We start from the raw sequence: 24,619 nt of genomic DNA, 5'->3' as shown, positions 1-24,619 counted from the left end.
GCACCGGCGCGGCGCGCGGCGGCGGAGCCACCGGGCGCGCGCGGGCACGAGCGCACTACCCGCGTGCTGCCTCCCGTCCGGACTCTCACCGTCGGTCCCGGAGTTCCACCGGGTCGGCCCGTCACCGAGGTGGGGGCTCGCGGACTGTCACCGCCGGTTCGGACTTCCACCGACCCCGGAGCACGCGTGTCGTTCGTTCCTGCTGGTCCTGCTGGTCCTGCTTCTGGTCTCGCTGGGCCGGTGTCCCCCGCGCGGGGCCGCCGGTCGCGTCAGTGTGCCACGCGGGCGGTGCCGGGACCGCCGGTGGCCGCGGCGTCAGTGCGCGCAGGCGGCCGTGGCCAGCTGGCGCAGCTCGTCCACGGCGGCGGCGGCGTCCTCGGCGCCGTAGACGGCCGAGCCGGCGACGAAGACGTCGGCGCCGGCCTCGGCGGCCCGCTCGATCGTGGAGGTGGAGATGCCGCCGTCGACCTGCAGGCGCACGTCCAGGCCGGAGGCTCCGATGGCGGCGCGGGCGCGGCGGATCTTCGGCAGGGTCACGTCGAGGAAGGACTGCCCGCCGAAGCCGGGCTCGACGGTCATCACCAGGAGCATGTCGAACTCGCCGAGGAGGTCCACGAACGGCTCCAGCGGGGTGGCCGGGCGCAGGGCGAGGCCGGCGCGGGCGCCGGCGGCGCGCAGCTCGCGGGCGAGCTTGACGGGGGCGGCGGAGGCCTCGGCGTGGAAGGTGACGCCCTGGGCGCCGGCCTCGGCGTAGGCCGGCGCCCACCGGTCGGGCGCCTCGATCATCAGGTGGCAGTCCAGCGGGACGGGCGAGGCCTTCCGCAGCGCCTCCACCACCGGCAGCCCCAGCGTCAGGTTGGGCACGAAGTGCCCGTCCATGACGTCGACGTGCGCGGCGTCGGCGGTGGAGATGCGCTGCAGCTCTGCGGCGAGGTTGGCGAAGTCGGCGGACAGGATGCTGGGGTTGACCTGGATCGTCACGGCGCGACCCTAGCGGCGGCCCCGGCCCGCGAGCGCCGGCCGCCGCTCCTCGCGCCGTTCCCCGGGCTGCCCCTCAGGCCGTCTCGGGCCGGCCCAGCGTCTCGCCCTGCACGGCGGCGTCGCGCTCGCCGGGGGCGGTCAGCACCAGGAACAGCCCGGCGTACGGGCCCAGCCACACCCCGAAGCTGCGCAGGTCGTCCACCCAGCCGATCTCGCCGCCGGTGGAGGCGTCGACGACGGCGTGGCGCGGCTCGAAGGCCTCCGAGCGCACGGTGCCCTCGATCGTGTCGCCGGTGAAGTTCAGCACCGTCACCTGCAGGGGTGCGTCGGTGCGGGTCGGGTCGCCGTCGTCGAGGCGGTGGACCATGACGAGCATGCCGGGGTGCGCCACGGGGGGCACGTCGATCTGGGTGGCGGCGGCGACCCCGTGCTTGGCGCGGGTGGCCAGCACGTCGCGCAGGCCGGCGACGAAGGACGTCTCGGACTCCAGTTGCGCGGGCAGGGAGCCGTACAGGGCGCGTCCGCGCGGCATCCCGGAGGCGGAGGCGGTGGCCTCGGGGGCGACGTCCATGAGGTCGTGGGCGCCGCGGTGCACCCAGCGGGTGTCGCCGCCCTCGATGAGGTCGCGCACCTGCTCGGCCGGCACCGGCAGGGTGCCGGTGAGGTCCCAGCCGGAGAGGGCGAACACGCCCGGCTGCCAGGCGTTGAACATGGCCAGCAGCAGGTGGGCGCGGCGGATGCCCTCCACGTGGCTGTCGTCGATGTCCTCCAGGGTGCGCAGGCCCTGGGTGGCGGCGATGACCGAGGCGGTGGTGCAGGCGATGCCGTTGGTGGTGAAGACGTGGTTGTAGTCGGCGGCCTCGCCGGTCAGGTGCGCCAGCAGGTCGGCGCGGACCGTCTCGGCCAGTTCCGCGCCGGTGGTCTCCCGCCCGCGGAAGGGGTAGGTGTCGGCGGCGTGCAGGGTCGCCCAGTGCACCAGCTCGTAGGTGAGCTCGTCGTGGTTCTGCAGGGCGTGCACGAGGCTGACGGGTTCGACTCCGGTCTCCAGCGAGGTGCGCAGCGTCAGGCGCAGGAACTCGGTGTCGCCGGTGGCCAGGGCGTGGTGGTAGGCGGGGCGGTTGACGAAGTCGTACGACAGGTCCGCGCCGACGCGGCCGGTGTCGCGGATGTCCTCCATCGTCAGGTTCAGCTCCTGGAAGGTGAACCCGCCGACCTTGCGGACCATCCCGGCGATGACGTGGTTGGCCGCGTGCGAGAGGGGGTGCCCCTCGGACCAGGCGGGCAGGCCCTCGGCGGACTTCTCCACGCCGAGGAAGCCGTTGGCGTCCAGGCGCAGCGCGCCGGTGCCCAGGTCGCCCAGGGAGTGCAGGGCGTCGCCGATGACCAGGCGCATGCCGGCGAAGGTGGGGTCGAGCCAGTTGATGGACGGCTGGCCCTGCTTGAAGTAGTGCAGGTACACCCAGCGGCGCACCTTGCCGTCCACGCCGGTGACGGGGGCGGTGGCCGACCAGTTGGTCTCCTTCACGCCCGGCGCGTAGAAGATGACCCGCTGCAGGGCGCCGATGATGTAGCCGTGCTCGGCCAGCTGCGCCTCGGCGTCGGCGTCGAGGTTGACGGCGTCGCGGCCGGCGGGCACCTCGGGCAGCAGGTGCCAGTCCTCCTCGGGGATCTCCACCATGTGGTAGATGCCGGGGTACTCGCGGTACGCCATCTCGGCCAGGCGGAAGTCGGCGCCCTTGCCGGTGTGGCCGGGCACGATGTCGTCGATGACGCTGCCGCCGTGGTGGTCGGCGACCTCGCACACCTCGCGGAACTCGTCCTCGGTGCCGAACAGGGGGTCGATGTGGGTGCTGATGCGGTCGAAGTGCCCGTCGACGCTGGGGGTCTCGTTCCACCCGGTCAGACCGCCGGCACGCTTGACGGGCCCGGTGTGCACCGCGTCGATGCCGATGCGCTGGAACGCCTGCCACAGCTCGTCGCTGCCCAGCGACCCCAGGAAGGACGCCCCCGGCGCGGTGATCAGGGAGATCGGGTAGGCGGTGAACCACACCGAGGCGGTGGCCAGGGCGCGGCGGGCGTCCGGGCGCGCGTACGGGTTGCGCCACATCGCCGGCTGGCCCGACAGCTGCCGGGAGAGCACGTCGGCGTCGGCAAGCATCGACTGCCCCACCAGCCACTGCACGTAGGCGGGGTTGGAGCCGTCGGCGGCGCGCGGGTCGCTGACGCGGCGCCCGCCCGCCTGGCGCAGCTGGGCGCGCGGGCGCAGCCGCCGCGGGCGTGCCGGGTAGCGCTGCTCGTCGTAGGTGATCTCGGCACCCTCCGCGCCGTCGTACTCACCGGCGTGCGCGCGGGCGAGCTCACCGGCGAGCTCGTCGGTGCGCCCACCGGTGCTCCGAGCGGCGTGGTCGCCCTCCCGGCCGTCGGCGGCCGGGGTGCGGGGGGTCTGGGTGTCGGTCTCGGGCGGCACGGGCTTCCTCCTGCTGGTGCGGTCGGGGTCCCACGCTGCCCACGCCGGGCGCGTCGCGCACCTCGAACCGCGGCGAGCGCCCGCCGGGACCGCTCGGGCGCTCGCTCTCAGGGCTGCGGGGGGGCGAGCGGGTGGCCCGTGGGGTGCGCGGGCTCGGGGTGGGCGACGTCCGAGGGACGCAGCTGCGCCACGTCGGGGACCCCGGCCTGGCGCAGGGTGGTGACCAGGTCCGCGCGCAGCCGCTCCAGCACGGCGCTCACGCCCGCCTGCCCGTCGGCGGCCAGCCCCCACATCACCGGCCGGCCCACGTGCACCGCGCGCGCGCCCATGGCCAGCGCCGCCACCACGTGCGAGCCCTCGCGCACGCCGGAGTCCACGTGGACCTCCACCTCGGCGCCGACCTCGGCGACGACCTCGGGCAGGGCGCGGGCGCTGGTGATCGAGGTGCCCAAGCGGCGCCCGCCGTGGGTGGACACGATCACCGCGTCGGCGCCGGCGTCCACGCAGCGGCGCGCGTCGCGGGCCGTCAACACGCCCTTGACGGCCACCGGCAGGCCGGTGAGCTCGCGCAGCCAGCCGATGGCGTCGGGGGTCAGGTCCTCCGCCGAGCGCAGCGCGTGCGGGCCGGCGGCGGCGCGCTCGGCGTCGGTGAGGTTGACCACCCGGGCCTTGCGGTGCGTGTCGGGCCACTCGGTGGGCTCCACACCGGGCAGCGCCGGTGCCAGGGCGGTGGTGTCCACCGTCAGCACCAGGGCCGAGGCGCCGGCGGCGGCGGCGCGCTCGACGAGCAGCCGCGTCAGGGAGCGGTCCTGCATGACGTAGACCTGGTACCACCACAGCGCGCCGGTGGCGGCGACGTCGGCGAAGGTCACGCCGGTGTTGGTGGAGACGCCCAGGACGGTCCCGGCCCCGGCGACGGCGCGGCCGGTGAGCACCTCCCCCTCGGGGCGGGCGGCGACCTGCTGCGCCATGGGCGCGACGAGCACGGGGAAGGACACCGGGGTGCCCAGCACGGTGGTGGCGGTGCTCACGCGGCTGGTGTCGCGCAGCACGGACGGGCGCAGCCGCAGCGCCTCCCACGCCGCGATCCCCTCGCGCCGGCACTGCCCGTCCCCGGCGGCGGTGGCGAAGTACTCCGCGACGTAGTCGGGCAGCTGCTCGTCGGCGCGGCGGTGGAGGTCCTCGACCCAGGTCACCGGCCCATCCTGCCCGCGTCCCCTCCCCGGTGCGGGGACGGCGCGCGGGCGCGCGGGCGGTGCGCTCAGGACGTGCGGCGCAGCAGGGCCACGTGCATGGCGTCGGTGCCGTGGGTGTGCGGCCACAGCTGCACGGCGGTGCCCGCGGCGGCGTGCTCGACGCCGGGGGCCACGCGCGCCAGCACCGCGGGGGTGTCCAGGCGTTCCAGGCCCACGCCGCGCTTGGCGGCGGCCTTGACGGCGTCGTCGACGACCAGGCGGGTCTCGGCCAGCACGGGCGAGCAGGTGGCGTACGCGACCACCCCGCCGGGGCGCAGCGCGTCGACCGCCGAGCCCAGCAGCGCCCGCTGCAGCGGACCCAGGGTGCCCAGGTCCGCCGGGGTGCGCCGCCAGCGCGCCTCGGGGCGGCGGCGCAGCGCGCCCAGGCCCGTGCAGGGGGCGTCGACCAGGACGCGGTCGTAGGTGCCGGGCTCGTCGCCGCCGACCTCGCGCCCGTCCCCCACCCGCACCTCGACCGGGCCCAGCGGGCCGTCCGGCACCGCGGCCAGCGCCGAGCGCACCAGGTCGGCGCGGTGCGGGGCGACCTCCACGGCCGTCAGGTGCGCACCGCGCTGCACGGCCGTGGCGGCCAGCAGCGCGGCCTTGCCGCCGGGGCCGGCGCACAGGTCCAGCCAGCGCTCGTCGCGCCCGTCGACGTCGGCGGCGGCCAGCAGGTGCGCCACCAGCTGGCTGCCCTCGTCCTGCACGCGGGCGCGGGCCTCGCGCACGGCCGGCACCTGGCCGGGGTCGCCGCGCTCCAGCAGCGCCGCGGTGGGCGAGAAGCGGCCCGGGCGCACGGTCAGGGCGCGGTCGTCGCTGAGCAGGTCCGCCGGGGCCGCCAGGCCGGGCAGCGCGGCCAGCGCCACCGCGGCCGGGGCGTTGTCGGCGGCCAGCAGCTCCCCGAGCTCGTCGGGGTCGTGGCCGTGGGCGCGCAGCGCCTCGCGCAGGGCGCGCACCACCCACTGCGGGTGCGAGGTGCGCACCGCCCACCCCTCGTCGGTGCCCACCGGCGGGGCGGCCTCCTCCAGCCAGGGACCCAGCTCGCGGCCGACGGCGCTGCGCAGCACCGCGTTGACCAGGCCGGCCGGGCCGGCGCCCAGCTCCCCGCGCGCGAGCGCCACCGTGGTGGCCACGGCGGCGTGGTCGGGCACCCGCATCGCCAGCAGCTGGTGCATGCCCAGGCGCAGCGCGTCCAGCACGCCGGGGTCCAGGTCGCTGAAGGGCCGGTCCACGACGGTGGCCAGCAGGGCGTCGTAGGTGCCGCGCCCGCGCAGCACGCCGTAGGCCAGCTCGGTGGCGAAGGCGGCGTCGCGCCCGCCCAGGTGCCGTCGGCGCAGCAGCTGCGGCAGGACCAGGTTGGCGTAGGCGTCCTCCTCGTCCACCGCGCGCAGCACGGCGAACGCGACCTGGCGCGCGTCGTCGACGCGGGTGTAGCGGTCCTGCTTCACCCCGCGGCGCGGCGACTGCCCACCGGGGCCCTCGCGCGAGGGGCCGCGCGAACCCGAGCGGTCGTCACCGCGGGCACCGCCGCGGGCACCACCGCGCTCCCCGCCGCGCGGGCCCCGCGAGCCGCCCGGGCCCCCGCGCCCGTCCCTCCGACCGCGCTCGTCCCCGCGCTCGTCTCCGCGCCCGTCGTGCGCCGGTGTCACCGCAGCTCCTCGTCCTCGCCGGGGCGCACCCCGCGCGCCCAGTCCACCGCGGGCATCGCCCGCTTGCCCGCCGCCTGCACCGGCCCCAGCTCGACCGGCCCGTCCCCGGTGCCCACCAGCACCCGCCGCTTCTCCACGACCACCCGGCCCGGCCCGGGGTTCTCCCCGGCGACCGGCAGCACGGGCGACAGCTTCAGCCGCTCACCGCGGAACGTCGTCCACGCGCCCGGCTCGGGCGTGCACCCGCGCACCCGGCGGTCGACCACGGTGGCGGGGGCGGTCCAGTCCACCCGCGCCTCCTCCACGGTGAGCTTCGGGGCGAGGCTGACCCCGTCGGCCGGTTGCGGCACCGCGAGCGCGGTGCCGGCCTCCATCGCGTCCAGCACCCGCACCAGCAGCTGCGCGCCGTGCACCGCCAGCCGTTCCAGCAGGTCCCCGGCGGTGTCGCGAGCGCCGACCGGCTCGGTGAGGGTGCCGTACACCGGGCCGGTGTCCAGGTCCTCCTCGAGCTGGAAGACGCTGGCGCCGGTGACGTCGTCGCCGGCGGTGAGGGCGCGCTGGACGGGGGCGGCGCCGCGCCAGGCCGGCAGCAGGGAGAAGTGCAGGTTGACCCAGCCCAGCCGCGGCACGTCCAGCGCCGCGCGCGGCACCAGGGCGCCGTAGGCGACCACGGGGCAGGCGTCCGGGGCCAGGGCGGCCAGTTCCTCGAGGAAGGCGGGCTCGCGCGGGGTGGCCGGCTGCAGCAGCGGCAGGCCCGCCTCGCGGGCGCGCTCGGCCACGGCCGAGGCGGCGGTGCGCCGCCCGCGCCCGGCGCGCGCGTCGGGGCGGGTGAGCACGGCGGCGACCTCGTGGGAGGAGGCCAGCAGCGCGTCCAGGGAGGCGAGCGCGACGTCGGGGGTGCCGGCGAAGACCAGGCGCACTAGCGGGCCTGGCCGAACGTGGCGTGCGGGGAGACCTTGACCTGCGGGGCGGGCTGGCCCATCCACTCCGCCTCGCGCACCGCCTTCAGCGCCAGCTTGCGCTGGGCCCGGTCGAGGCGGTCGATGAACAGCACCCCGTCCAGGTGGTCGGTCTCGTGCTGGATGGCGCGCGCCTTGAACTCCGAGCCGGTGATCGTGACGGGTTCGCCGTGCACGTCGTACCCCTTGGCGACCACGTGCAGGGCGCGGCGGGTGTCGGCGACGATGCCGGGGAAGGACAGGCAGCCCTCGTCGCCGTCCTGGCACTCCTCGGACAGGTCCAGCACCGGGTTGACCAGGTGCCCCAGCTCCCCGTCGGCGTGGTAGGTGAACACCCGCAGGCCCACTCCGAGCTGGGGGGCGGCCAGCCCGGCGCCGGGGGCGGCGAGCATGGTGTCCTCGAGGTCCTTGACGAGCTTGCGCAGCTCCTTGTCGAAGGTCGTCACCTCCTGCGCGCGCTGGCGCAGGACCGGGTCGCCGAACAGGCGGATCGGCTGGACTGCCACGGGGCTCCTCGTCGGGATCGGGTGGTGCTGGGCGTCTGTCGTGCTGCGGGTCCGTCGTGCTGCGGGTCCCGGGGCGCGAGCGCGGCGGGGCGCGCGCGGCCCTGAGAGTCTAGGTGGGCGCGCCGACGTCCCCGACCGGTCCGGGCCGGGCCGGGCGCGGGGGGCGGGCGGGGCGGGCGGCATCATCGTCGGCGATGACCGCGCTGCGCACGACCTCCCCGGCTGCCTCCCCGCCCGCGCCGCGGGCGCCGACGGGCGCCGGCCGGGCGCTGGTGGCGCTGGCCGGGGTGGTCTCGGCGCTGCTGTGCGCCTCGATCGGTCTGGGGCACTTCCACCGCGGCGAGGCGACGAACTACGACCTGGGCATCTTCAGCCAGTCGGCGGCCTCGTGGGCGCGCCTGCAGCTGCCCACGTCGGGCGTGCTGGGCGGCACGCCGCTGCTGGGGGACCACTTCTCGCCCGCCACGGCCGTGTTCGGCCCGGTGTGGGCGGCCTGGCCGGACCCGCGCTCGCTGGTGCTGGCGCAGGCGCTGCTGCTGGGGCTGGGCACGGCGCTGGTGGCGCGCTGCGCGGTGCGGCACCTGCCGCTGCCGGCCGCGGTGGCGGTGGCGGCGGGTGCGGCGGTGGCGCACGGGTCGCTGGCGGCGGCGCGCTTCGACGTGCACGAGGTGTGCCTGGCGGTGCCGCTGCTGGCGCTGTGCGCCACCGCGCTGCTGGAGCACCGGCACCGGGCGGCGGCGCTGTGGTCGCTGCCGCTGCTGCTGGTCAAGGAGGACATGGGCGCCACCGTGGCGGTGGTGGCGGTGCTGCTGTGGGTGCGCGGGCGGCGCCGGGCCGGGGCGGCGCTGGCGGCGGCGGCGGTGGCCGGGGTGGTGGTGGCGTTCGCCACGATGCTGGCGGTGGATCCCGCGCACGACCTGAGCCGGCTGGCGGCCTTCGGCGGCAGCGCGCGCACCGCGGCGGCGCCGGAGCCGGTGCCGGCCGGTGAGGCGCTGCGGCTGCGGGCGGTGCTGGTGCTCGCCACCGCGGTCGGCGGCGGGGTGCTGTGGGTCGCCTCGCCGGTGGCGGTGCTGGCGGTGCCGACGCTGGCGTGGCGGCTGGTCTCGGTCACGCCGTCGTACTGGTCGCCGGGTCTGCACTACGGGGCGGTGCTGGTGCCGGTGGCGGCGGTGGCGCTGGTGGACGTGCTGCGCCGGGTGGGCGGGCGGCGGCCGCGGGCGGTGGTGCCGCTGGCGGTGCTGGCGGCTCTGGCGAGCGCGGCGACGACGGCGTGGGTGCTGCCGGTGGGTTCGCTGTCGCTGCCGTGGCAGGCGGCCGCCTGGCGGCCGGGGCCGTACGTGCAGCAGGTGCAGGCGGCGACGGCGCAGTTGCCGGCCGGTACGCGGCTGGCGGCGGACAACACCTCCGGTCCGTACCTGCTGGGGGACGCCGGCGGTGGGCACGACGTGGTGGGTTGGTCGGTGGACGCACCGCTGGAGCGGCTGCCGGGCGTGGTGGTCCTGGACGCCTCGCGCGCGTCCACGGGCGTCTCGCGCGCGGGGAAGCTGGCGTGGCTGGAGGAGGTCGCCGCGCTGCCGGGGGTGCGGGTGGAGCGCACCGGCGACACGGTCGTGGTGCACCTGCCGGGCGAGGGCTGAAACGTGTGCTGAGGCCCGTGCTGAGGCCCGCGCCCGGCGCCGGCCGTCGTCGCGGACGGCCGGCGCCGGGCACGCAGCGGCACCGGGGCGGTGCGCTCAGCCCAGCGCGGTGAGCGCGGAGGTGGCGGTGTACCGCAGGACCCGCTCCGCGTGCTCACCGACCCGGCTGCTGCCCGGGCGCTGCTCGAGCCGGTCGAGGAAGCGGTGCAGCTCGCGCCCGGCCTGCTCCGCGCGGCCGCGCTCGAGGTGCCGCTGCGCGTTGCGCGCGTGCGCCCGCAGGACCTTCACCACCGGTCCGGTGACCTCGCCGGCGGCGGACAGCTCCGCCAGGCGGGCACCGAGCACCTCGGGGGTGGGTGCCAGCACGTCCGGTGCGGGGACCTGCGTGAAGTCGGTGTCGGAGGCGAGGTAGAACCCGGGGTGCGTCGGCTGGTTGTAGCCGGTCTGCTGCCGGGCGACCTCGTCGCGGTACTGCGCGTCGTGCATCAGGGTTCGCACGGCGCGGTCGGTCACCTCGGTGCTGAGGAAGATGCGCAGCGCCGTGCTGTCGGTGGTGCGCAGCACCAGTTCCTCGCGCCAGTCGCCGAGGACGTCGGCGACCAGGGCCGGGTTGCCCTTGGTGCCGTTGTCGGTGCGGGTGCCGGTCGCGGTGAGCAGGACGCCGTGGTCCCGGTCGACCACGACGGGGGTGGCGTCGCCGGAGCCCTCGACGATCTGGGTGGTGCCGTCGGCGGCCCAGCGGATCGACTGGTTGGTCCCGGGCGTGGTGGTGGCCAGCTGCTCGCCCCGGGCGCTGAGCAGGCCGGAGCCGTCCGTGCCGTTCGGCATCGACGCCCACACCTCGATGCCGCGGGTGCCGGGGTCGACGTCGCCGATCATGCCGCGGCCGGTGTCGCGGCCGGAGTAGGTGCCGAAGATCGTCTCGCCGGTGGCGGCGTCGCGCAGCGCGTTGCCGTACGGGGCCCAGGTGCCGCCCTCGTGCACGGTGAAGATCTCCAGGCCCGGGCGGTCGGGGTCGATGTCGGTGACGTGCATGGCGTCGCCGTGGCCCAGCCGGGCGCTCGCGCCGGGGTCCGCCGAGCCCTCGGGCATCGTGTCGAACGAGGAGTACAGCAGGGAGCCGTCGTCGTCGATCGTGGCGGAACCGTAGACGACCTCGTGCCTGCCGTCGCCGTCGACGTCGGCGGCGCTGAGGGAGTGGAAACCCTGCGTGGTGAGCGTGCCGTACACCGGGTCGGTGCCGTCGCGCCCGTGCGGGCTGTCGTCGAACGGGTTCGTCATGGGGGCGAAACCGCTGTCGACGGACCAGCGCCGCGTCAGCCGTTCACCGTCCCAGTCGTAGGCCACCAGCGTCGCCCGCGTGTAGTAACCGCGGGCGAAGACCGCCGAGGGGCGCTCGCCGTCCAGGTGGGCGACGCCGGCGAGGAACCGGTCGACACGGTTCCCCGGTTCGATGCGGGACATGGCGTAGTCGCCCCACATCAGGCCGTCGTCGGTGCGGCCGGGTTCGTACGCGACGGTCTGCAGCTCCTCGCCGGTGCCGGCGTCGAAGACGGTGAGGTACTCGGGCCCGGTGAGGATGAAACCCTCGAAGGCCCGCAGCGCGTTGCGGGAGGAGCGGGCGGGTGCGTAGACGTCGATGAAGTGGTCGGCCAGCGCGGCCGCGTCGGCCTGCGAGAGGGGGTAGGAGTACCTCGGTTCCAGGCCCAGGGCCTCCTCGACCGTTACCGGCCAGCGACCGGCGACGACCTCGGGGTGGGCGTGCCAGCCGCGCAGCACCCCGATGAAGTGCTCGCGGTACTGCGCGGCGCTGAGCCGGTAGTCGTCGGCGTGGGTCACACCCGCCGCCACGTCCTCGGGCAGCAGCGTGATCGGCCGGGTGCCGGCCGCCTCCCCGTCGACGTAGCGGGTGCTGGAGGTGCCCGGGGCGGTCTTGAGCATCAGCTCGGCGCGGCCGTCGCCGTCGAAGTCCTGCACCAGGAACTGGGTGTAGTGGGCGCCGGCGCGGATGTTCACGCCGAGGTCGACACGGGCCAGGAGGGTGCCGTCCAGCTCGTACGTGTCGAGGTAGGCGTTGCCGGTGTAGCCGACCTGGGAGACGTCCTTGGAGTTCGAGGGGTCCCACTTCACGACGAGCTCCAGCTGCCCGTCGCCGTCGACGTCCGCGGCGCTGACGTCGTTGGCGGAGTAGGTGTACTGCTCCCCCGCCGGGGTGGTGCCGCCGGCCGGCTTGCGCAGCGCCACGTCCAGGGACGCCCCGCCCCACGGGGTCGCCTCCCCCACCGGGCCGGCCTCGCGGCCGTCGACGACGGGCACGACGCGGTAGCGCGAGCCCTCGCCGCCGGCGGTGTCCAGCCAGTTCGTGCTGCCGGTGACGGTCGTCACGAGCGCGCCGTCGCGGTAGACGCGGAAGCCCGGACCGGTCTCGCCGCTCACCGTGGCGCCGGTGACCTCGTGGCCCAGCAGCCGCCACGACAGGAACACGCCGCGATCGGTGGCCGCCGCGACCAGGCCGCGGTCGAGCCACTCGAGCTGCACGCCGGTGCCGGCGCCCGTCCGGTCCGGTGCGGGGTGCGCGCCGGCGGTGCCGGCGGCGGAACCCACCAGCAGCGCGGCGCTGACGCCGCCGCACAGGAGCGCGCGACCGGTGGTCGCACGTGGGAGAAGCCTCATCGCCCGTCCTTCGTCCGTGGGTGGGCCCGGTCCACGCGACGCCGTCGTCGCGAAACGATTCAGCGGCGTACGGCCCTCCCGCTTCGATCGACCGTACGAGGCCGCGCGGCGCCCTGGCAAGCGCTTGCCCGGGCGCTTCGCGCTCAAGCGGTGGGCGGCACCTGCTGCCCGGCCAGGTCCAGCTCCCCGCGCGCGCCCGCCCAGCGCACCGAGTCCGCCACCGCGGCCTGCGAGGTGAAGCGCGGCGCGTAGCCGAGCAGGGCGCGCGCCTTGGCGATCGAGGCGCTGTGGCTGCGCGACAGGTGCTCCCAGGACGCCTGCGCGTGCTCACCGGCCAGCTCGCGGAACTCCTCCCAGGCCACGGGGCGCAGCACCGGCTCGCGCCCGAACCAGCCGGCGGCCGCGACGGCGAGGCCGCGCACCGTCAGCGCCCGCTCGGACACGACGTGGAAGCTCTCCCCCACCGCCCGCGAGCGCCGGTGCAGGGCCAGCTCGAAGGCCTGGGCGACGTCGTCGGCGTGCACGTGGTGCAGGGTCTCCAGGCCGAGGCCCGGCACGGGCAGTTCGGTGCCGGTGGCCAGGGCGTGCCAGACGGCGGGGTCGAGGTTGCCGAGCGGGGTGATGACGGGCCAGCCGGCGCCGCTGATGTGGCCGGGGTGCAGCACGGTGCAGGCCAGGCCGCCGGTGCGGGTCTCGGCGTGCAGGAGCCGCTCGATCTCCGCCTTCCGCGTGCCGTAGTCGCCGAACGGCTCGCGCGGGTCGTCCTCGGTCAGGGGTGAGGCGGTGGCGGGGCCGTGCACCCAGATGGTGCCGGCGTGCAGCAGGTGCCCGCAGCGCCCGCGCAGCGCGTCGACGAGCTGGGCGGCGGAGGCGGGGGTGAAGCAGACCAGGTCGATCACGGCGTCCGGGCGCAGGGCGGCGACGCGTTCGCCGAAGGTGCCGGCGGCGTCCTCGGCGTCGCGGTCGGTGCTGACGCGCTGGACGCGGTCCCAGGCGGGGTGGGGGTGGTAGGGCTCGCGGGTGCCGCGGCTGATCGCGACGACGTCGTGGCCGGCGCGCACGAGGCGGGGCACGAGGTGGGTGCCGACGTGCCCGGTCGCCCCGATGACCACCACGCGCACGGCGAACCCCCTCGTCCGGCGGGAGCCTCCCGCCGGGCGCGATCGTGGCACGGGTGCGCTCGCTGCGCCCGTTCGGGCGCCCTCCCCGCGTTGCACCCGCGCGTTCCGCGGGGGCGGGTGTCAGCCGATCTCGGGCGGGTCGACGCGCACCCGCACCACGGGCAGCTTGCGCACGCTGCGCCCGGCGGTGACGGTCTTGACGGCCTGCGCGAGCTCGGCGGAGGCGGTGCGCGGCACGCGCACGACGGTGCGCACGGCCGGGGCGGTGCCGGGGCGCTCGGGCAGCGGGACGGGGCCGAGGACGCGGGCGGCGGCGGCCGGGCCGGGTGGCAGGGCGGCCAGGACGGCGCCGACGGTCTCGGCGACGTCGGCGGCGGCGCCGATCAGGCCGGCGAAGCGGGCGGCGGGCGGCAGGTCCAGCTCGGCGCGCTGGGCGAGCTCGCGCTCGGCGAAGCCGGCGGGGTCCCAGCGCACGAGGGCCTGCACGGCGGCGGCCTGCGGGTCGGCGACCACGACGACGGCGCCGCCGTCGGTGACGGGCCGCACCAGGGCGGCGGCCTCGCACCAGCGGCGCAGCGCCTCCTCCTGGGCGCGCAGGTCGGGGCGGTTCAGCAGGGCCCAGCCGTCCAGGAGCAGGGCGGCGGCGTACCCGCCGGGTGCGCGTGGCTCGGCGCCGGGGGTCGCGATGACCAGGGACGGCTCGGCGGGCACGTCGTCCAGGACGCGGGAGCCGCCGGAGGTGCGCACCTCCACGCCGGGGAAGGCGCGGCCGAGCTCCTCGGCGGTGCGGCGCGCACCGGTGACCACCGCGCGCAGGCGGGTCTCGCCGCAGGTGGGGCAGGTCCAGTCGGCGGCGGGGCGGGCGCACCAGCGGCAGGCCGGTGGGGCGTCGGGGGCGCTCAGGGCGAGCGGGCCGTGGCAGGCGGTGCAGCGGGCCGGTTCGCGGCAGGTGCGGCACGCCAGGGCGGGCACGTAGCCGGTGCGGGGCACCTGCACCAGGACGGGGCCGCGGCGCACGGCGTCGCGCAGGACGCGCCAGCCGTCGCTGGGCAGGCGGGCGGCGGCGGCCAGCGGGTCCTGCGCGTCGGGGCCGGTGGTGCCGGCCACGACGGTGCGCGGGGCGGTGGCGCGCACGAGCTCGCGGGGAGCGGTGACGGCGCGCGCCCAGCCGTCGGCGAGCAGGACCTGCGTCTCGGCGGTGCGGGTGCGCCCGGCGAACAGCGCGGCGCAGCCGGTGGCGTCGGCGCGCAGGACGGCGACGTCGCGGGCGTGCGGGTAGGGGGCGCGCTGCTCGGCGTGGGAGTCGTCGCCGTCGTCGAGCAGGGCGATCAGGCCGAGGTTCGGCAGGGGGGCGAAGACGGCGGCGCGGGTGCCGGCGACGACGCGGGCACGGCCGGTCAGCGCCTGCAGGAACGCGCCGTAGCGGGCGGCGGGGCCGGCGTCGGCCTCCAGCAGCACGTGGGACCCGGCCGGCAGGCGCCGGGTCAGGGCGGCGTCCAGGCGGAGCAGGTCGCGGTGGTCGGGCACGACGAGCAGGGCGGTGCGCCCGGAGGCGAGGGTGGCGCGGGCGGCCACGGCCAGCGCCTCGTGCGGGTCGGTGCCGGGGGCGAGGGTGGCCACGGCGCGGGGGTCGCCGCCACCGGCCAGGTGGGTCAGGAACGCGCGCCCGGCGGTGTGCCGGTCCCAGCCGGCCAGGTCCTCGCCACCGGTGACGGGGTCGGGCACCGGCTCGTGGTGGACCGGGTCGGCGCGCAGGACGGTGTCCTCGGCGCCGGCGTGGCGGCCGGGCACGGCAAGGCGCACCACGTCGGCCAGGGTGCCGCCGTAGTGGGCGGCGACGCGCTCGGCGAGGTCGAGGACCTGGGGGCTGAGCACCGGCAGGCCGGAGACGACGCGCCGCAGCCGCGCCAGCTTGCCGGGGTGCTCGCTGGCGTCGCGGCGGGCCAGGACCCACCCCTCGACGTCGCTGCCGGCGAACGGCACCCGCACGAGGCGCCCGGGTTCGGCGGTGTGCTCCACGGAGGCGGGCACGAGGTAGTCGAAGGGGCGGTCCAGGTGCGGCAGCGGCACCTGGACCAGCACGCTGGCCACCGGGTCGGTGGCGGCCACGCCCTCCAGCGCCCTGCTGCGTCGCTTCGCCGGGGCGCGCTTCGCGGGAGCACGCTTCGCGGGAGCGCGCTCGGCCGGGGCGGGTTCGTCAGCCGGGGCCGGGCCGGTGCCGGCGCCCGGGTCGGCCGCCGTCCCGGTCAGCTGCCCGCTGCGGCGCGCAGGGCCTCGACGCGGTCGGTGCGCTCCCAGGTGAACCCGGGCAGCTCCCGGCCGAAGTGGCCGTACGCCGCGGTCGGCGCGTAGACGGGCTTGAGCAGGTCCAGGTCGCGCACGATCGCGGCCGGGCGCAGGTCGAACACCTCGCGGATGGCGGCCTGGATGCGGCCGAGGGCGACCTGCTCGGTGCCGAAGGTCTCCACGTACAGGCCCACCGGGTGCGCCTTGCCGATGGCGTACGCCACCTGCACCTCGCAGCGGCGGGCCAGGCCGGCGGCGACGACGTTCTTGGCGACCCAGCGCATCGCGTAGGCGGCGGAGCGGTCCACCTTGGAGGGGTCCTTGCCGCTGAAGGCGCCGCCGCCGTGGCGGGCCATGCCGCCGTAGGTGTCCACGATGATCTTGCGGCCGGTCAGGCCGGCGTCGCCCATGGGGCCGCCGATCTCGAAGCGGCCGGTGGGGTTGACCAGCAGCCGGATGTCGGAGGTGTCCAGCTCCAGGCCCTCCAGCACCGGCTCGATGACGTGCCGGCGCACGTCCGGGGTGAGGGTCCGCACCAGGTCCACGTCCGGCTCGTGCTGGGTGGACAGCACCACGGTGTCCAGGGTGACGGGGCGCTCGCCGTCGTAGCCGATGGTCACCTGCGTCTTGCCGTCCGGGCGCAGGTAGGGCACCTCACCCTTCTTGCGCACCTCGCTCAGCCGCTGGGAGAGGCGGTGCGCCAGGTGGATCGGCAGCGGCATCAGCTCGGGGGTGTCGTCGCAGGCGTACCCGAACATCAGGCCCTGGTCCCCGGCGCCCTGCAGGTCCAGCGGGTCCACCCCGCCGCCCTCCTGGCGGTTCTCCCACGCCTCGTCCACGCCCTGGGCGATGTCCGGGGACTGCGAGCCGATGGAGACCTCCACCCCGCAGGTGCGCCCGTCGAAGCCCTTGGCGGAGGAGTCGTAGCCGATGCCCAGCAGCGTCTGGCGCACGATCGTGGGGATGTCGGCGTACGCGGAGGTGGTGACCTCGCCGGCCACGTGCACCAGGCCGGTGGTGACCATCGTCTCCACCGCCACGCGGCTGCGGGGGTCCTGCGCCAGCAGGGCGTCCAGGACGCCGTCGGAGATCTGGTCGCAGATCTTGTCGGGGTGCCCCTCGGTGACCGACTCGGACGTGAACAGGCGCAGGGAGGTCACGGGGCTCCAGTCTCGGGGTTCTCGGCGGCGTTCTCGGCGGCGTCGTCGGCCGCGGGGGTGATCGCGGTCAGCATAGGCACCAGCGCGTCCCACACCGCGTCGGCGACGACGTCCTTGCTGGCCTCGGGCACGGTGCGCTCGGTGCCATCGGCGCCCAGCAGCACGACGGCGTTGGTGGCGGTGCCGAAGCCGCGCCCCTCCCCCACCTCGTTGAGCACCAGCAGGTCGCAGCCCTTGCGGGCCAGCTTGGCGCGGCCGTGCTCCAGGACGCTGCCCGTCTCGTCACCCGTCTCGGCGGCGAAGCCGGCGATGACGGGGCGGCGAGCGCCACCCCCGCCGGCTCCCCCGCCGGCTCCCTGCGCGGCGGCGCGGGCGGTGACGAGGCCGGCCAGGACGTCGGGGTTGCGCTCCAGGACCACCACGGGGTCGCGGGCGGGGTCGTCGGACTTCTTGATCTTGCTGTCCGCGCGGGTGGCGGGGCGGAAGTCGGCCACGGCCGCGGCCATGACGACCGCGTCGGCGTCCGCGGCGGCGGCCACGACGGCGTCGCGCAGCTCCAGGGCGGTACCCACGGGCACCACCTCCACGGCCGCGGGGGCGGGCACCTGCAGGTGCGCGGCCACCAGCGTCACGTGCGCCCCGCGGGCGGCCGCGGCGGCGGCCAGCGCCACGCCCTGCCGCCCCGAGGAGCGGTTGCCCAGGTAGCGCACCGGGTCCAGGGGCTCGCGGGTGCCGCCGGCGGAGACGACGACGCGCCGGCCGGCCAGGTCGTGGCCGCGGGCGCCGGAGCCGAGCAGGCGGCGGCAGGCGGCGGCGATCTCGGCCGGTTCGGGCAGCCGGCCCGGCCCGGAGTCGGCGCCGGTCAGGCGCCCGGAGGCCGGTTCGAGCACCGTGACCCCGCGCGAGCGCAGCAGGGCGACGTTGGCCTGCACGGCCGGGTTCAGCCACATCTCGGTGTGCATGGCCGGTGCCAGCAGCACCGGGCAGGTGGCCGTCAGCAGCACGTTGGTCAGCAGGTCGTCGGCCAGGCCGTGCGCGGCGCGTGCGAGCAGGTCGGCGGTGGCGGGGGCGACGACGACGAGGTCGGCGTGCCGGCCCAGCCGCACGTGCGGGACCTCCTCGGCACCGGTCCACACGTCGTGGGCAACCCGGCGCCCGGACAGGGCCTCGAACGTGGCGCGGCCGACGAAGCGCTCGGCGGCCGCGGTGGGCACGACGGTGACCTCGTGCCCGGACTCGGTCAGCTCGCGCAGCAGCAGCGCCGCCTTGTAGGCGGCGATGCCGCCGGCGACCCCCAGGACGACCCGGCGCGGGCCGCCCGGGGGCGCGGTGGGGCTCACTGCTCGACGGGCTCCGAGGTCAGCATGCCCTCGTTGATCTCGCGCATCGCCACGGACAGGGCCTTCTCCTGCACGTGGGTCTCCACCAGCGGGCCGACGTACTCCAGCAGCCCCTCGCCCAGCTGCGAGTAGTAGGCGTTGATCTGCCGGGCGCGCTTGGCCGCGTAGATGACCAGCGCGTACTTGGAGTCGGCGGCCGTCAGCAGGTCGTCGATGGGCGGGTTGGTGATGCCCTCGGGCGACGCGACGGTTCCAGCCACGGTGGCTCTCCTCGGTTCGGGACGTCCCCGCCGGGCGGCGGGCAGACGGACCCCATCCTACGAGGTCCGGCGGGTGCGGCGCCCACGCCAGGTGGCCGGCCCGGACGGTGGGGTCCTACGCGGTGGGGTCCTACGCGGTGGGGTCCTACGCGGTGGGCACGCCCATCCAGGTGACCAGCTCGTCGGTGGCGCGGCGCACGTCGTCGTTGTAGATCGTCACGTCGAACTCCGGCTCGGCGGCCAGCTCCACGCGCGCGGTGCTCAGGCGCCGCTCGCGCTCCTCGGCGTCCTCGGTGCCGCGCCCGACCAGGCGGCGCACCAGCTCCTCCCAGCTGGGCGGGGCGAGGAAGACGAACCGGGCCTCGGGCATGGCCTCGCGCACCTGCCGGGCGCCGGCCAGGTCGATCTCCAGCAGCGCCGGGCGCCCGGAGGCCAGCACCTGCTCCACCGGGCCGCGGGGGGTGCCGTAGCGGTGCCGGCCGTGCACGCGGGCCCACTCCAGCAGCTCGCCGCGCTCGACGTAGCCGTCGAAGGTCTCCTCGGACACGAAGTGGTAGTGCACCCCGTCGACCTCGCCGGGGCGCTGGGGCCGGGTGGTGGCCGACACGGAGATCCACACCTGCGGGTAGCGGTGGCGCAGGTCAGCCGAGACGGTGCCCTTGCCGACGGCGGTGGGTCCGGCCAGCACGGTCAGGCGCGCCGGGCCGGGGGCGTGCGGGTGGTGCTGCGGGTCGCTCACGGTCGCGGTGCGCTCCCGTTCGCGGCCGCGCGGGAGCTCCCGTTCGCCTCGGGCGCGCCGTCCCGGCCGTCGGCGCCGTCCCCGTCGCCGGCCGGTGCGGACCCCTGGCCGAAGCGCTCCACGAGGGCGGCGATCTGGTGCGCGCCCAGCCCGCGCACCCGCCGCGACTCGGAGATGCCGATCTCGGCCATGATCTGCCGGGCGCGGACCTTGCCGACGTTGGGCAGCGACTCCAGCAGCGCGGAGACCTTCATCTTGCCCAGGACCTCGTTCTCCTGGCCCTCCTTGACGACCTCCTCCAGGGAGCCGCCGGCGTACTTCAGCCGGTTCTTCACCTCCGCGCGCTCGCGACGGGCGGCGGCCGCCTTCTCCAGGGCGGCGGCGCGCTGTTCGGCGGTCAGGGGAGGCAGGGCCACGGTGTCACCTCGGGTCGTCCGGCTGGGGCTGGCCCGCTGGTCAGCAGGCGGGTCGGCGCAGCTGGTCAGGGCGTGCGCGGCAACCTAGCGACACCCCTCGACCAGCGGCAACGGCGGGGTGCGCGCACCCGCACCGCCCGGTCGCACCCGGCCGCAGCGGCCGCGCGCTCACGCGAACGCGGCGTGCCCGGTGATCGCGCGCCCGACGATGAGGGTGTTGACCTCCCTCGTGCCCTCGTAGGAGTAGACCGCCTCCGCGTCGGCGAAGTACCGCGCCACGCCGTGCCCGGGCACGATCCCGTTGCCGCCGAGGACCTCGCGGCAGCGGGCGACGGTCTCGCGCATCCGGGTGGTGGTGTACGCCTTGGCGAGCGCGGAGTGCGCGTCGTGCTGCCGGCCGGCGTCGAGCAGCCGGGAGACCTGCACGCACAGCGCCAGGGAGGCGGTGATGTCGCCCAGGCTGCGCACGAGCAGGTCCTGCACGAGCTGGTGGGCGGCGATGGGCCGGCCGAACTGCTCGCGCCGCAGCGCGTACGCCAGCGCGGCCTCGTAGGCGCCCATGGCCACGCCGACGGCCTGCCAGGCGACCTCGGCGCGGGTCAGGCGCAGCACGGCCGCGGTGTCCTTGAAGGACCGGGCGTTCGCCAGGCGGCGCTCCTCAGGCACGCGCACGCCCTCGAGCACGACGTCGGCGTTCTGCACGGTGCGCAGCGCGGTCTTGTCCTCGATCCTGGTGGCGGTGAAGCCGGGGGTGCCCTTCGTGACGAGGAAGCCCTTCACCTGCCCGTCGGCGACGTCGCGGGCCCACACGACGACGACGTCGGCGAAGGTGGCGTTGCCGATCCAGCGCTTGGCGCCGTCGAGGACCCACTGCCCGCCCTCGCGGCGCGCGGTGGTGCTCAGGCCCCCGGCCACGTCGGAGCCGGAGCCGGGTTCGGTCAGGGCGAAGGCGCCGACGAGCTCGCCGCGGGCCATGGGCGGCAGCCAGTGCGCGCGCTGCTCGGGCGAGCCGGTCTGCGCGATCGAGCCCATGGCCAGCCCGTTGGTGACGCCGACGAAGGTGGCGATGGAGGCGTCCACGCGCGCCAGTTCCAGGGCGACCCAGCCGCGGTGCACGGCGGAGCCGGCGAAGCGTCGCGTCTCCGGCCACGCCGCGCCGTAGCAGCCGAGCTCGGCCAGCGGCACGACGACCTGCCGGGGGAACTCCGCGCGCACCCAGCACTCGTCGGCGATCGGGCGCACCTCCCTCTCGAGGTACTCGCGCAGGGCGAGCACGGACTCCTGCTCGCGGGGCGTGAGGGCGTCGGCCTGGAAGGCGTAGAAGTCGCTGGTGAGCAGGTCGGTCACGAGGCTCTCCGTCGCGGTACCGGTGGCGCGCCGGTGCGCCACGCTCCCCCAGTCTGCAACGCTCCCGCGGGGGCTGTGGACACCGGGGGCGACCGGCCGGGGCGTCCCGCCGGCGCCGCCGGGCCTCACGTGCCCGGCGCGTCCTTCCGCAGTTCCCACAGCCCGTACCGCACGACGTAGGAGTACTCCTCGTGCCGCCAGGCCGGCACGAACCGGTACGACCAGGGGGACAGCCCCGCGGCCGTGACCGCTCCCAGCTGCGCGGTGGCGTCGTAGCTGTGCATGTCGATCCCCGGCAGGCCGTCCTCGGAGAACGCGCGCCGGGAACGACCGGGCTCGCGCGCGTCGCGGTCCTCGACGACCCCCACCAGCAGTCGCGCCCCGGGCGCGCACGCGTCGGCGAGGTTGCGCAGCGTCGCGGTGAGGTCGCGGCAGAACTCCAGGCACCCCACGGCGACGACGACGTCGAAGCGGCCCCGGTCGTCCGGCAGCGGGTCGTGGAAGTCGTGCCGCACGTACCGGCCCCCGGGCCGGGCGGCGCGCGCGACCGCGAGCATCCGCGGTGACAGGTCGATCCCCGTGACGGAGACGTCCGGGGCGAGGTCCCTCGTCAGCTGCCCCGGCCCGCACCCGACGTCGAGCACCCGGCACTCGGGCGTCACGGTGCGCAGCAGGAAGTCCGCGACCAGGGGGCCGTAGTGCTCCAGGGAACGCCACCCCGGCACGTAGTGCGGGGCGAAGTCGTCGTAGTAGAGCCCGATGGCCTCGTTCTGCTCGGGCCCCGTCGCGTCGGGTGCTGGCTCGCCGTGCACGGTGCGTTCGCTCCCGGGTGCTCTGGCGCCCCTCCGGGCGCACGGGTGGGAGGCGAGACTAGCGACCGCCACGCACCACGCGCGCAGCGCGCGGGACCGGCCGCGACCCGCGACCCGCGGCCCTGGCGGTCGGCGCGCGCAGGCGCCACCATCGGGAGCGGGAGCGCTGCGAGGGTCGCGGCGCGCCGGGAGGTGGTCGGGGTGCTGGTCCGCGAGGCGATGACGGTCCCGGTGGTGACCGTGCTGGACGACGACGAGGTGGCGCACGCGGCGCGCACCCTGCTGCACCACCGCATCTCCTCGGTGCCGGTGCTGGACGCCGACGGGCACCTGGTGGGCATGGTCAGCGAGAGCGACCTGCTGCGCGAGCGCCTGGGCGCCGACCCGCGCAGCCGCGAGCTGGACCGCGACGGCGACAGCGGTGACGGTGCGGCACCGCCGCGCACGGTCGCGGAGGTGATGACGACGCGGCCGCTGACGGTGGAGCCGCGCACGGACCTGGCCACGGCGGCGGCGCTGCTGCTGGACCACGGCATCCACGCCGCACCCGTGTGCGAGGGGCGCCGCGTGGTGGGGATCCTGGCGCGCCGCGACGTGCTGCGCACGATCGCGCACCCGGACGAGGACGTGCGCGAGGCGGCGCTGGCACGGCTGGCGGACGACCTGCCGGGGCAGCCGTGGCGGGTGCAGGTGGAGGACGGGGTGGTGACGCTGGACGGGGTGCACGACCCCGGGCAGCGGCGCATCGCGGCGGTGCTGCTGCGCACCGTGCCCGGGGTGGTGCACGTGTCCGGGGTGGACGAGCACGTCTCCATCGACCAGCCGGTGGGGCGCTCGCGCCCGTGACGCGGCGCCCGTGACGCGGCGCCCGTGACGCGGCGCCCGTGACGCGGCGCCCGTGACGCGGCGCTCGCACCCGGTGCGGTCCCGGGGGCGCGTCAGCCGACGATGGGCCGCTCGGGCGGCAGCCGGTACAGCCGGGGCCTGCTGCGCAGGGCCAGGGCGGTGGCCAGGGTGATGGTGCCGGTGCGCCCCAGGAACATCAGCGCCACCAGGACGAGCTGGTGCGGCACGGGCAACTGGGCGGTGATGCCGGTGGACAGCCCCACGGTGGCGAAGGCGGAGACGACCTCGTAGAGGATGCGGTCGAGGGTGAACGGCGTCGTCAGGGCGAAGGCGACGGCGGGCAGGACGACGGCCGCCACGCCCAGCAGCGCCACGGTGAGGGCCTGGCGCTGCACCCCGCGCGGCAGCCGGCGGCCGAAGGCGAGGACGTCGTCGTCGCCGCGCGCCTCGGAGACGATGACGAACAGCAGCACCAGGAACGTGGTGATCTTGATGCCGCCGGCGGTGCCGGCGCTGCCGCCGCCGATGAACATGAGCACGTCGGTGCCCAGCCAGGTGCCGGTGTTCATCTGGGCGACGTCGACGCTGTTGAACCCGGCGGTGCGGGGCATGACGCCCTGGAAGGCGCCCGCCAGCAGCTTGCCGGGCACGCTCATCGGGCCGAGGGTGCCGGGGTTGCCCCACTCGGCGAGCGTGAAGAACGCTGCGCCGGCGGGCAGCAGCACGGCGGTGCCGAGCAGGGTGGCCTTGGTGTGCAGGCTCCAGCGCGCCGGGGTGCGCAGGTGCCGGCGCAGCTCGAAGAGCACCGGGAAGCCGATGCCGCCCAGCACGACGGCGACGGCGATCGGCACGCAGATCCACGGGTCGGTGGCGAAGCGGACCAGGCTGTCGCTGTAGAGGGCGAAGCCGGCGTTGTTGAACGCCGAGACGGAGTGGAAGACCCCCAGCCACAGCGCGCGCGGCAGCGGTTCGCCGTAGCCGAGGGCGAAGCGGGCGGCCAGCAGCGCGGCGGTGACCGCCTCCACGACCAGGCTGAGGCGGGCGATGCCGACGAGCAGGGCGCGCACGTCCCCGGCCTGCACGGTCCTCGTCTCGGCGGCGGCGGCCATCCGGCCGCGCAGCCCCAGGCGGTGCGTGATGAGCACCCCCAGCAGGGAGGCCAGCGCCATGATGCCGAAGCCGCCGACCTGGATGAGCACGAGGATGACGACCTGCCCGGCGGTGGACCAGTGCGTGGGGGTGTCCACGACGGCCAGGCCGGTGACGCACAGCGCCGAGGTGGCGGTGAACAGCGCCTCCACGACGGTGGTGCGCACACCCTCGCGGTGCGAGAACGGCAGCAGCAGCAGGGCGGTGCCGACCAGGACGCCGACGGCGAAGCCGGCGACGGTCAGCTGCGCCGGGTGGGGGCTGGAGCGGGTCCGCCACGCTCGAGCGGGGCGCTGCGCGCGGCGGGGAGGACCGGCGCCGTCGGCGCTCCCGGCGCGGGAGGTCGTGCTCGTCACCGCCCCACGGTGCCAGCCGCCGCGCGCGCACCGTCGCCGCTGGTGCTCGCGCACGCCGATCTTGACGCGTCCTTGACGCGGCACCCGCGCGGCGTCACCGCGCGGCGGCGACCTGGTTGCGCCCAGCGGCCTTGGCGGCGTAGAGAGCCCGGTCGGCGGCGGCGAGCAGGCCGTCCGCGTCGGTGCCGTCCCCGGCGTGGGTGGCGACGCCGGCGGAGAACGTCACCGCGATCGCGGGGGCCTGCCGCGGGTGCGGCACCGGGCCCGTCAGGCGGACGGCGCCCGCGGCACGACGGCGGCGCAGCTCCTCCGTGCGCTCGAGGGCCTGCTCGCGGGAGGTCGAGGGCAGGACGAGCACGAACTCCTCGCCGCCGTAGCGGGCGACGGTGTCGTCGGCGCGGCACCCCGCCCGCAGCTCGTCGGCCACCGCGCGCAGGACCTCGTCACCGGCGCGGTGGCCGTGGGTGTCGTTGACCGCCTTGAAGTGGTCGATGTCGATGAGCACGACGCTCAGGGGGTCCCCGCTCCCCCGCGCACGTGCCAGCGCCCGTTCCAGCACCTGCACGAGGTGGCGACGGTTGTGCAGGCCCGTCAGGGAGTCGCGGACGGCGTCCTCGGCCAGACGTTCCTGCAGCGCCCGGGTGACGGCGAGCTGCTCGCGCAGGCGTGCGCTGGCGCGC

General features: G+C 76.7%; 19 protein-coding genes, 1 pseudogene and 1 riboswitch. Of the genes and pseudogenes, 2 read left to right on the top strand and 18 right to left on the bottom strand.

Annotated features, from left to right (window positions below):
- Positions 1–59: 59 nt before the first annotated feature.
- Positions 60–188, bottom strand: a riboswitch (FMN riboswitch).
- Between the two features lie 127 nt (positions 189–315).
- The 6 genes from rpe to def form a co-directional block, all read right to left on the bottom strand.
- Positions 316–981, bottom strand: a complete 666-nt coding sequence (gene rpe / locus MN205_RS11260; RefSeq protein ID WP_242127253.1) for a ribulose-phosphate 3-epimerase — start codon at positions 979–981, stop codon at positions 316–318.
- Positions 982–1,054: 73 nt separating this feature from the next.
- Positions 1,055–3,289 carry a maltose alpha-D-glucosyltransferase gene (gene treS / locus MN205_RS11255; protein ID WP_374115916.1) on the bottom strand — a complete coding sequence of 745 codons (2,235 nt, stop codon included), beginning with the start codon at positions 3,287–3,289 and terminating at the stop codon, positions 1,055–1,057.
- Between the two features lie 266 nt (positions 3,290–3,555).
- Entirely contained in the window at positions 3,556–4,644 is a 1,089-nt protein-coding gene (locus MN205_RS11250; RefSeq protein WP_242127250.1) for an alpha-hydroxy acid oxidase, read from the bottom strand.
- Positions 4,645–4,709: 65 nt separating this feature from the next.
- Positions 4,710–6,332: an RsmB/NOP family class I SAM-dependent RNA methyltransferase gene (locus tag MN205_RS11245; RefSeq protein ID WP_242127248.1), complete on the bottom strand. Its 1,623-nt coding sequence runs from the start codon at positions 6,330–6,332 to the stop codon at positions 4,710–4,712.
- Positions 6,329–7,252, bottom strand: coding sequence for a methionyl-tRNA formyltransferase (gene fmt, locus MN205_RS11240; protein ID WP_242127246.1), 924 nt, complete (start codon positions 7,250–7,252; stop codon positions 6,329–6,331). The genes MN205_RS11245 and fmt overlap by 4 nt, the downstream gene beginning before the upstream one ends.
- Entirely contained in the window at positions 7,252–7,797 is a 546-nt protein-coding gene (gene def / locus MN205_RS11235; protein ID WP_242127244.1) for a peptide deformylase, read from the bottom strand. Before def ends, fmt begins: the two co-directional genes overlap by 1 nt.
- A 194-nt stretch (positions 7,798–7,991) precedes the next feature.
- Here def and MN205_RS11230 point away from each other — a divergent pair, with 194 nt between their 5' ends.
- A complete protein-coding gene (locus tag MN205_RS11230) occupies positions 7,992–9,434 on the top strand; it encodes a DUF2079 domain-containing protein (RefSeq protein WP_242127242.1) in 1,443 nt (480 codons plus the stop codon).
- Positions 9,435–9,530: 96 nt separating this feature from the next.
- Here MN205_RS11230 and MN205_RS11225 read toward each other — a convergent pair whose 3' ends face one another.
- From MN205_RS11225 to MN205_RS11180, 10 genes and pseudogenes are all read right to left on the bottom strand, one after another.
- Positions 9,531–12,107: a rhamnogalacturonan lyase gene (locus MN205_RS11225; protein WP_242127240.1), complete on the bottom strand. Its 2,577-nt coding sequence runs from the start codon at positions 12,105–12,107 to the stop codon at positions 9,531–9,533.
- Between the two features lie 143 nt (positions 12,108–12,250).
- On the bottom strand, positions 12,251–13,228 hold the full coding sequence (locus MN205_RS11220) for an NAD(P)-dependent oxidoreductase (RefSeq protein ID WP_242127238.1): 978 nt from the start codon (positions 13,226–13,228) through the stop codon (positions 12,251–12,253).
- Positions 13,229–13,348: 120 nt separating this feature from the next.
- Positions 13,349–15,478, bottom strand: a complete 2,130-nt coding sequence (locus MN205_RS11215; RefSeq protein WP_374115915.1) for a primosomal protein N' — start codon at positions 15,476–15,478, stop codon at positions 13,349–13,351.
- The gene (gene metK / locus MN205_RS11210) at positions 15,475–16,674 is read right to left on the bottom strand and encodes a methionine adenosyltransferase (protein ID WP_242127234.1); all 1,200 of its coding nucleotides are present in this window, start codon (positions 16,672–16,674) and stop codon (positions 15,475–15,477) included. Before metK ends, MN205_RS11215 begins: the two co-directional genes overlap by 4 nt.
- Positions 16,671–18,014 (bottom strand): bifunctional phosphopantothenoylcysteine decarboxylase/phosphopantothenate--cysteine ligase CoaBC, encoded by a 1,344-nt coding sequence (coaBC, locus tag MN205_RS11205; protein WP_242127232.1) that lies wholly within the window; start codon positions 18,012–18,014, stop codon positions 16,671–16,673. The genes metK and coaBC overlap by 4 nt, the downstream gene beginning before the upstream one ends.
- Positions 18,011–18,274 carry a DNA-directed RNA polymerase subunit omega gene (rpoZ, locus tag MN205_RS11200; RefSeq protein ID WP_308220271.1) on the bottom strand — a complete coding sequence of 88 codons (264 nt, stop codon included), beginning with the start codon at positions 18,272–18,274 and terminating at the stop codon, positions 18,011–18,013. The genes coaBC and rpoZ overlap by 4 nt, the downstream gene beginning before the upstream one ends.
- A 145-nt stretch (positions 18,275–18,419) precedes the next feature.
- Entirely contained in the window at positions 18,420–19,013 is a 594-nt protein-coding gene (gmk, locus tag MN205_RS11195) for a guanylate kinase (protein WP_242127230.1), read from the bottom strand.
- Positions 19,014–19,108: 95 nt separating this feature from the next.
- Positions 19,109–19,429: pseudogene (gene mihF / locus MN205_RS11190) on the bottom strand (integration host factor, actinobacterial type); the annotation flags it as partial.
- 168 nt (positions 19,430–19,597) lie between these two features.
- Positions 19,598–20,776: an acyl-CoA dehydrogenase family protein gene (locus tag MN205_RS11185; RefSeq protein ID WP_242127228.1), complete on the bottom strand. Its 1,179-nt coding sequence runs from the start codon at positions 20,774–20,776 to the stop codon at positions 19,598–19,600.
- 125 nt (positions 20,777–20,901) lie between these two features.
- Entirely contained in the window at positions 20,902–21,588 is a 687-nt protein-coding gene (locus MN205_RS11180; RefSeq protein ID WP_242127226.1) for a trans-aconitate 2-methyltransferase, read from the bottom strand.
- Positions 21,589–21,789: 201 nt separating this feature from the next.
- On the opposite strand from MN205_RS11180, the gene MN205_RS11175 reads away from it, so the two are divergent.
- A complete protein-coding gene (locus tag MN205_RS11175; RefSeq protein WP_242127224.1) occupies positions 21,790–22,434 on the top strand; it encodes a CBS domain-containing protein in 645 nt (214 codons plus the stop codon).
- 92 nt (positions 22,435–22,526) lie between these two features.
- Here the strand turns inward: MN205_RS11175 and MN205_RS11170 are convergent, their stop codons facing one another.
- The gene (locus tag MN205_RS11170; RefSeq protein ID WP_255819113.1) at positions 22,527–23,828 is read right to left on the bottom strand and encodes a potassium transporter TrkG; all 1,302 of its coding nucleotides are present in this window, start codon (positions 23,826–23,828) and stop codon (positions 22,527–22,529) included.
- Positions 23,829–24,033: 205 nt separating this feature from the next.
- Positions 24,034–24,619, bottom strand: a 586-nt coding sequence (locus MN205_RS11165; protein ID WP_242127220.1) for a GGDEF domain-containing protein, incomplete at its 5' end; no start/stop codon positions are given.

Origin of the sequence: Kineococcus sp. TRM81007 (assembly GCF_022669155.1) — a bacterium.
GTDB lineage: Bacteria > Actinomycetota > Actinomycetes > Actinomycetales > Kineococcaceae > Kineococcus.
This window is presented reverse-complemented; position numbering and strand designations above follow the sequence as displayed.

What these genes read in the sequence shown, in the direction of transcription:
- MN205_RS11230 (WP_242127242.1), top strand. Translation starts at nt 7,992, where the DNA reads ATGACCGCGCTGCGCACGACCTCCCCGGCTGCCTCCCCGCCCGCGCCG.
- MN205_RS11225 (WP_242127240.1), bottom strand. Translation starts at nt 12,107, where the DNA reads ATGAGGCTTCTCCCACGTGCGACCACCGGTCGCGCGCTCCTGTGCGGC.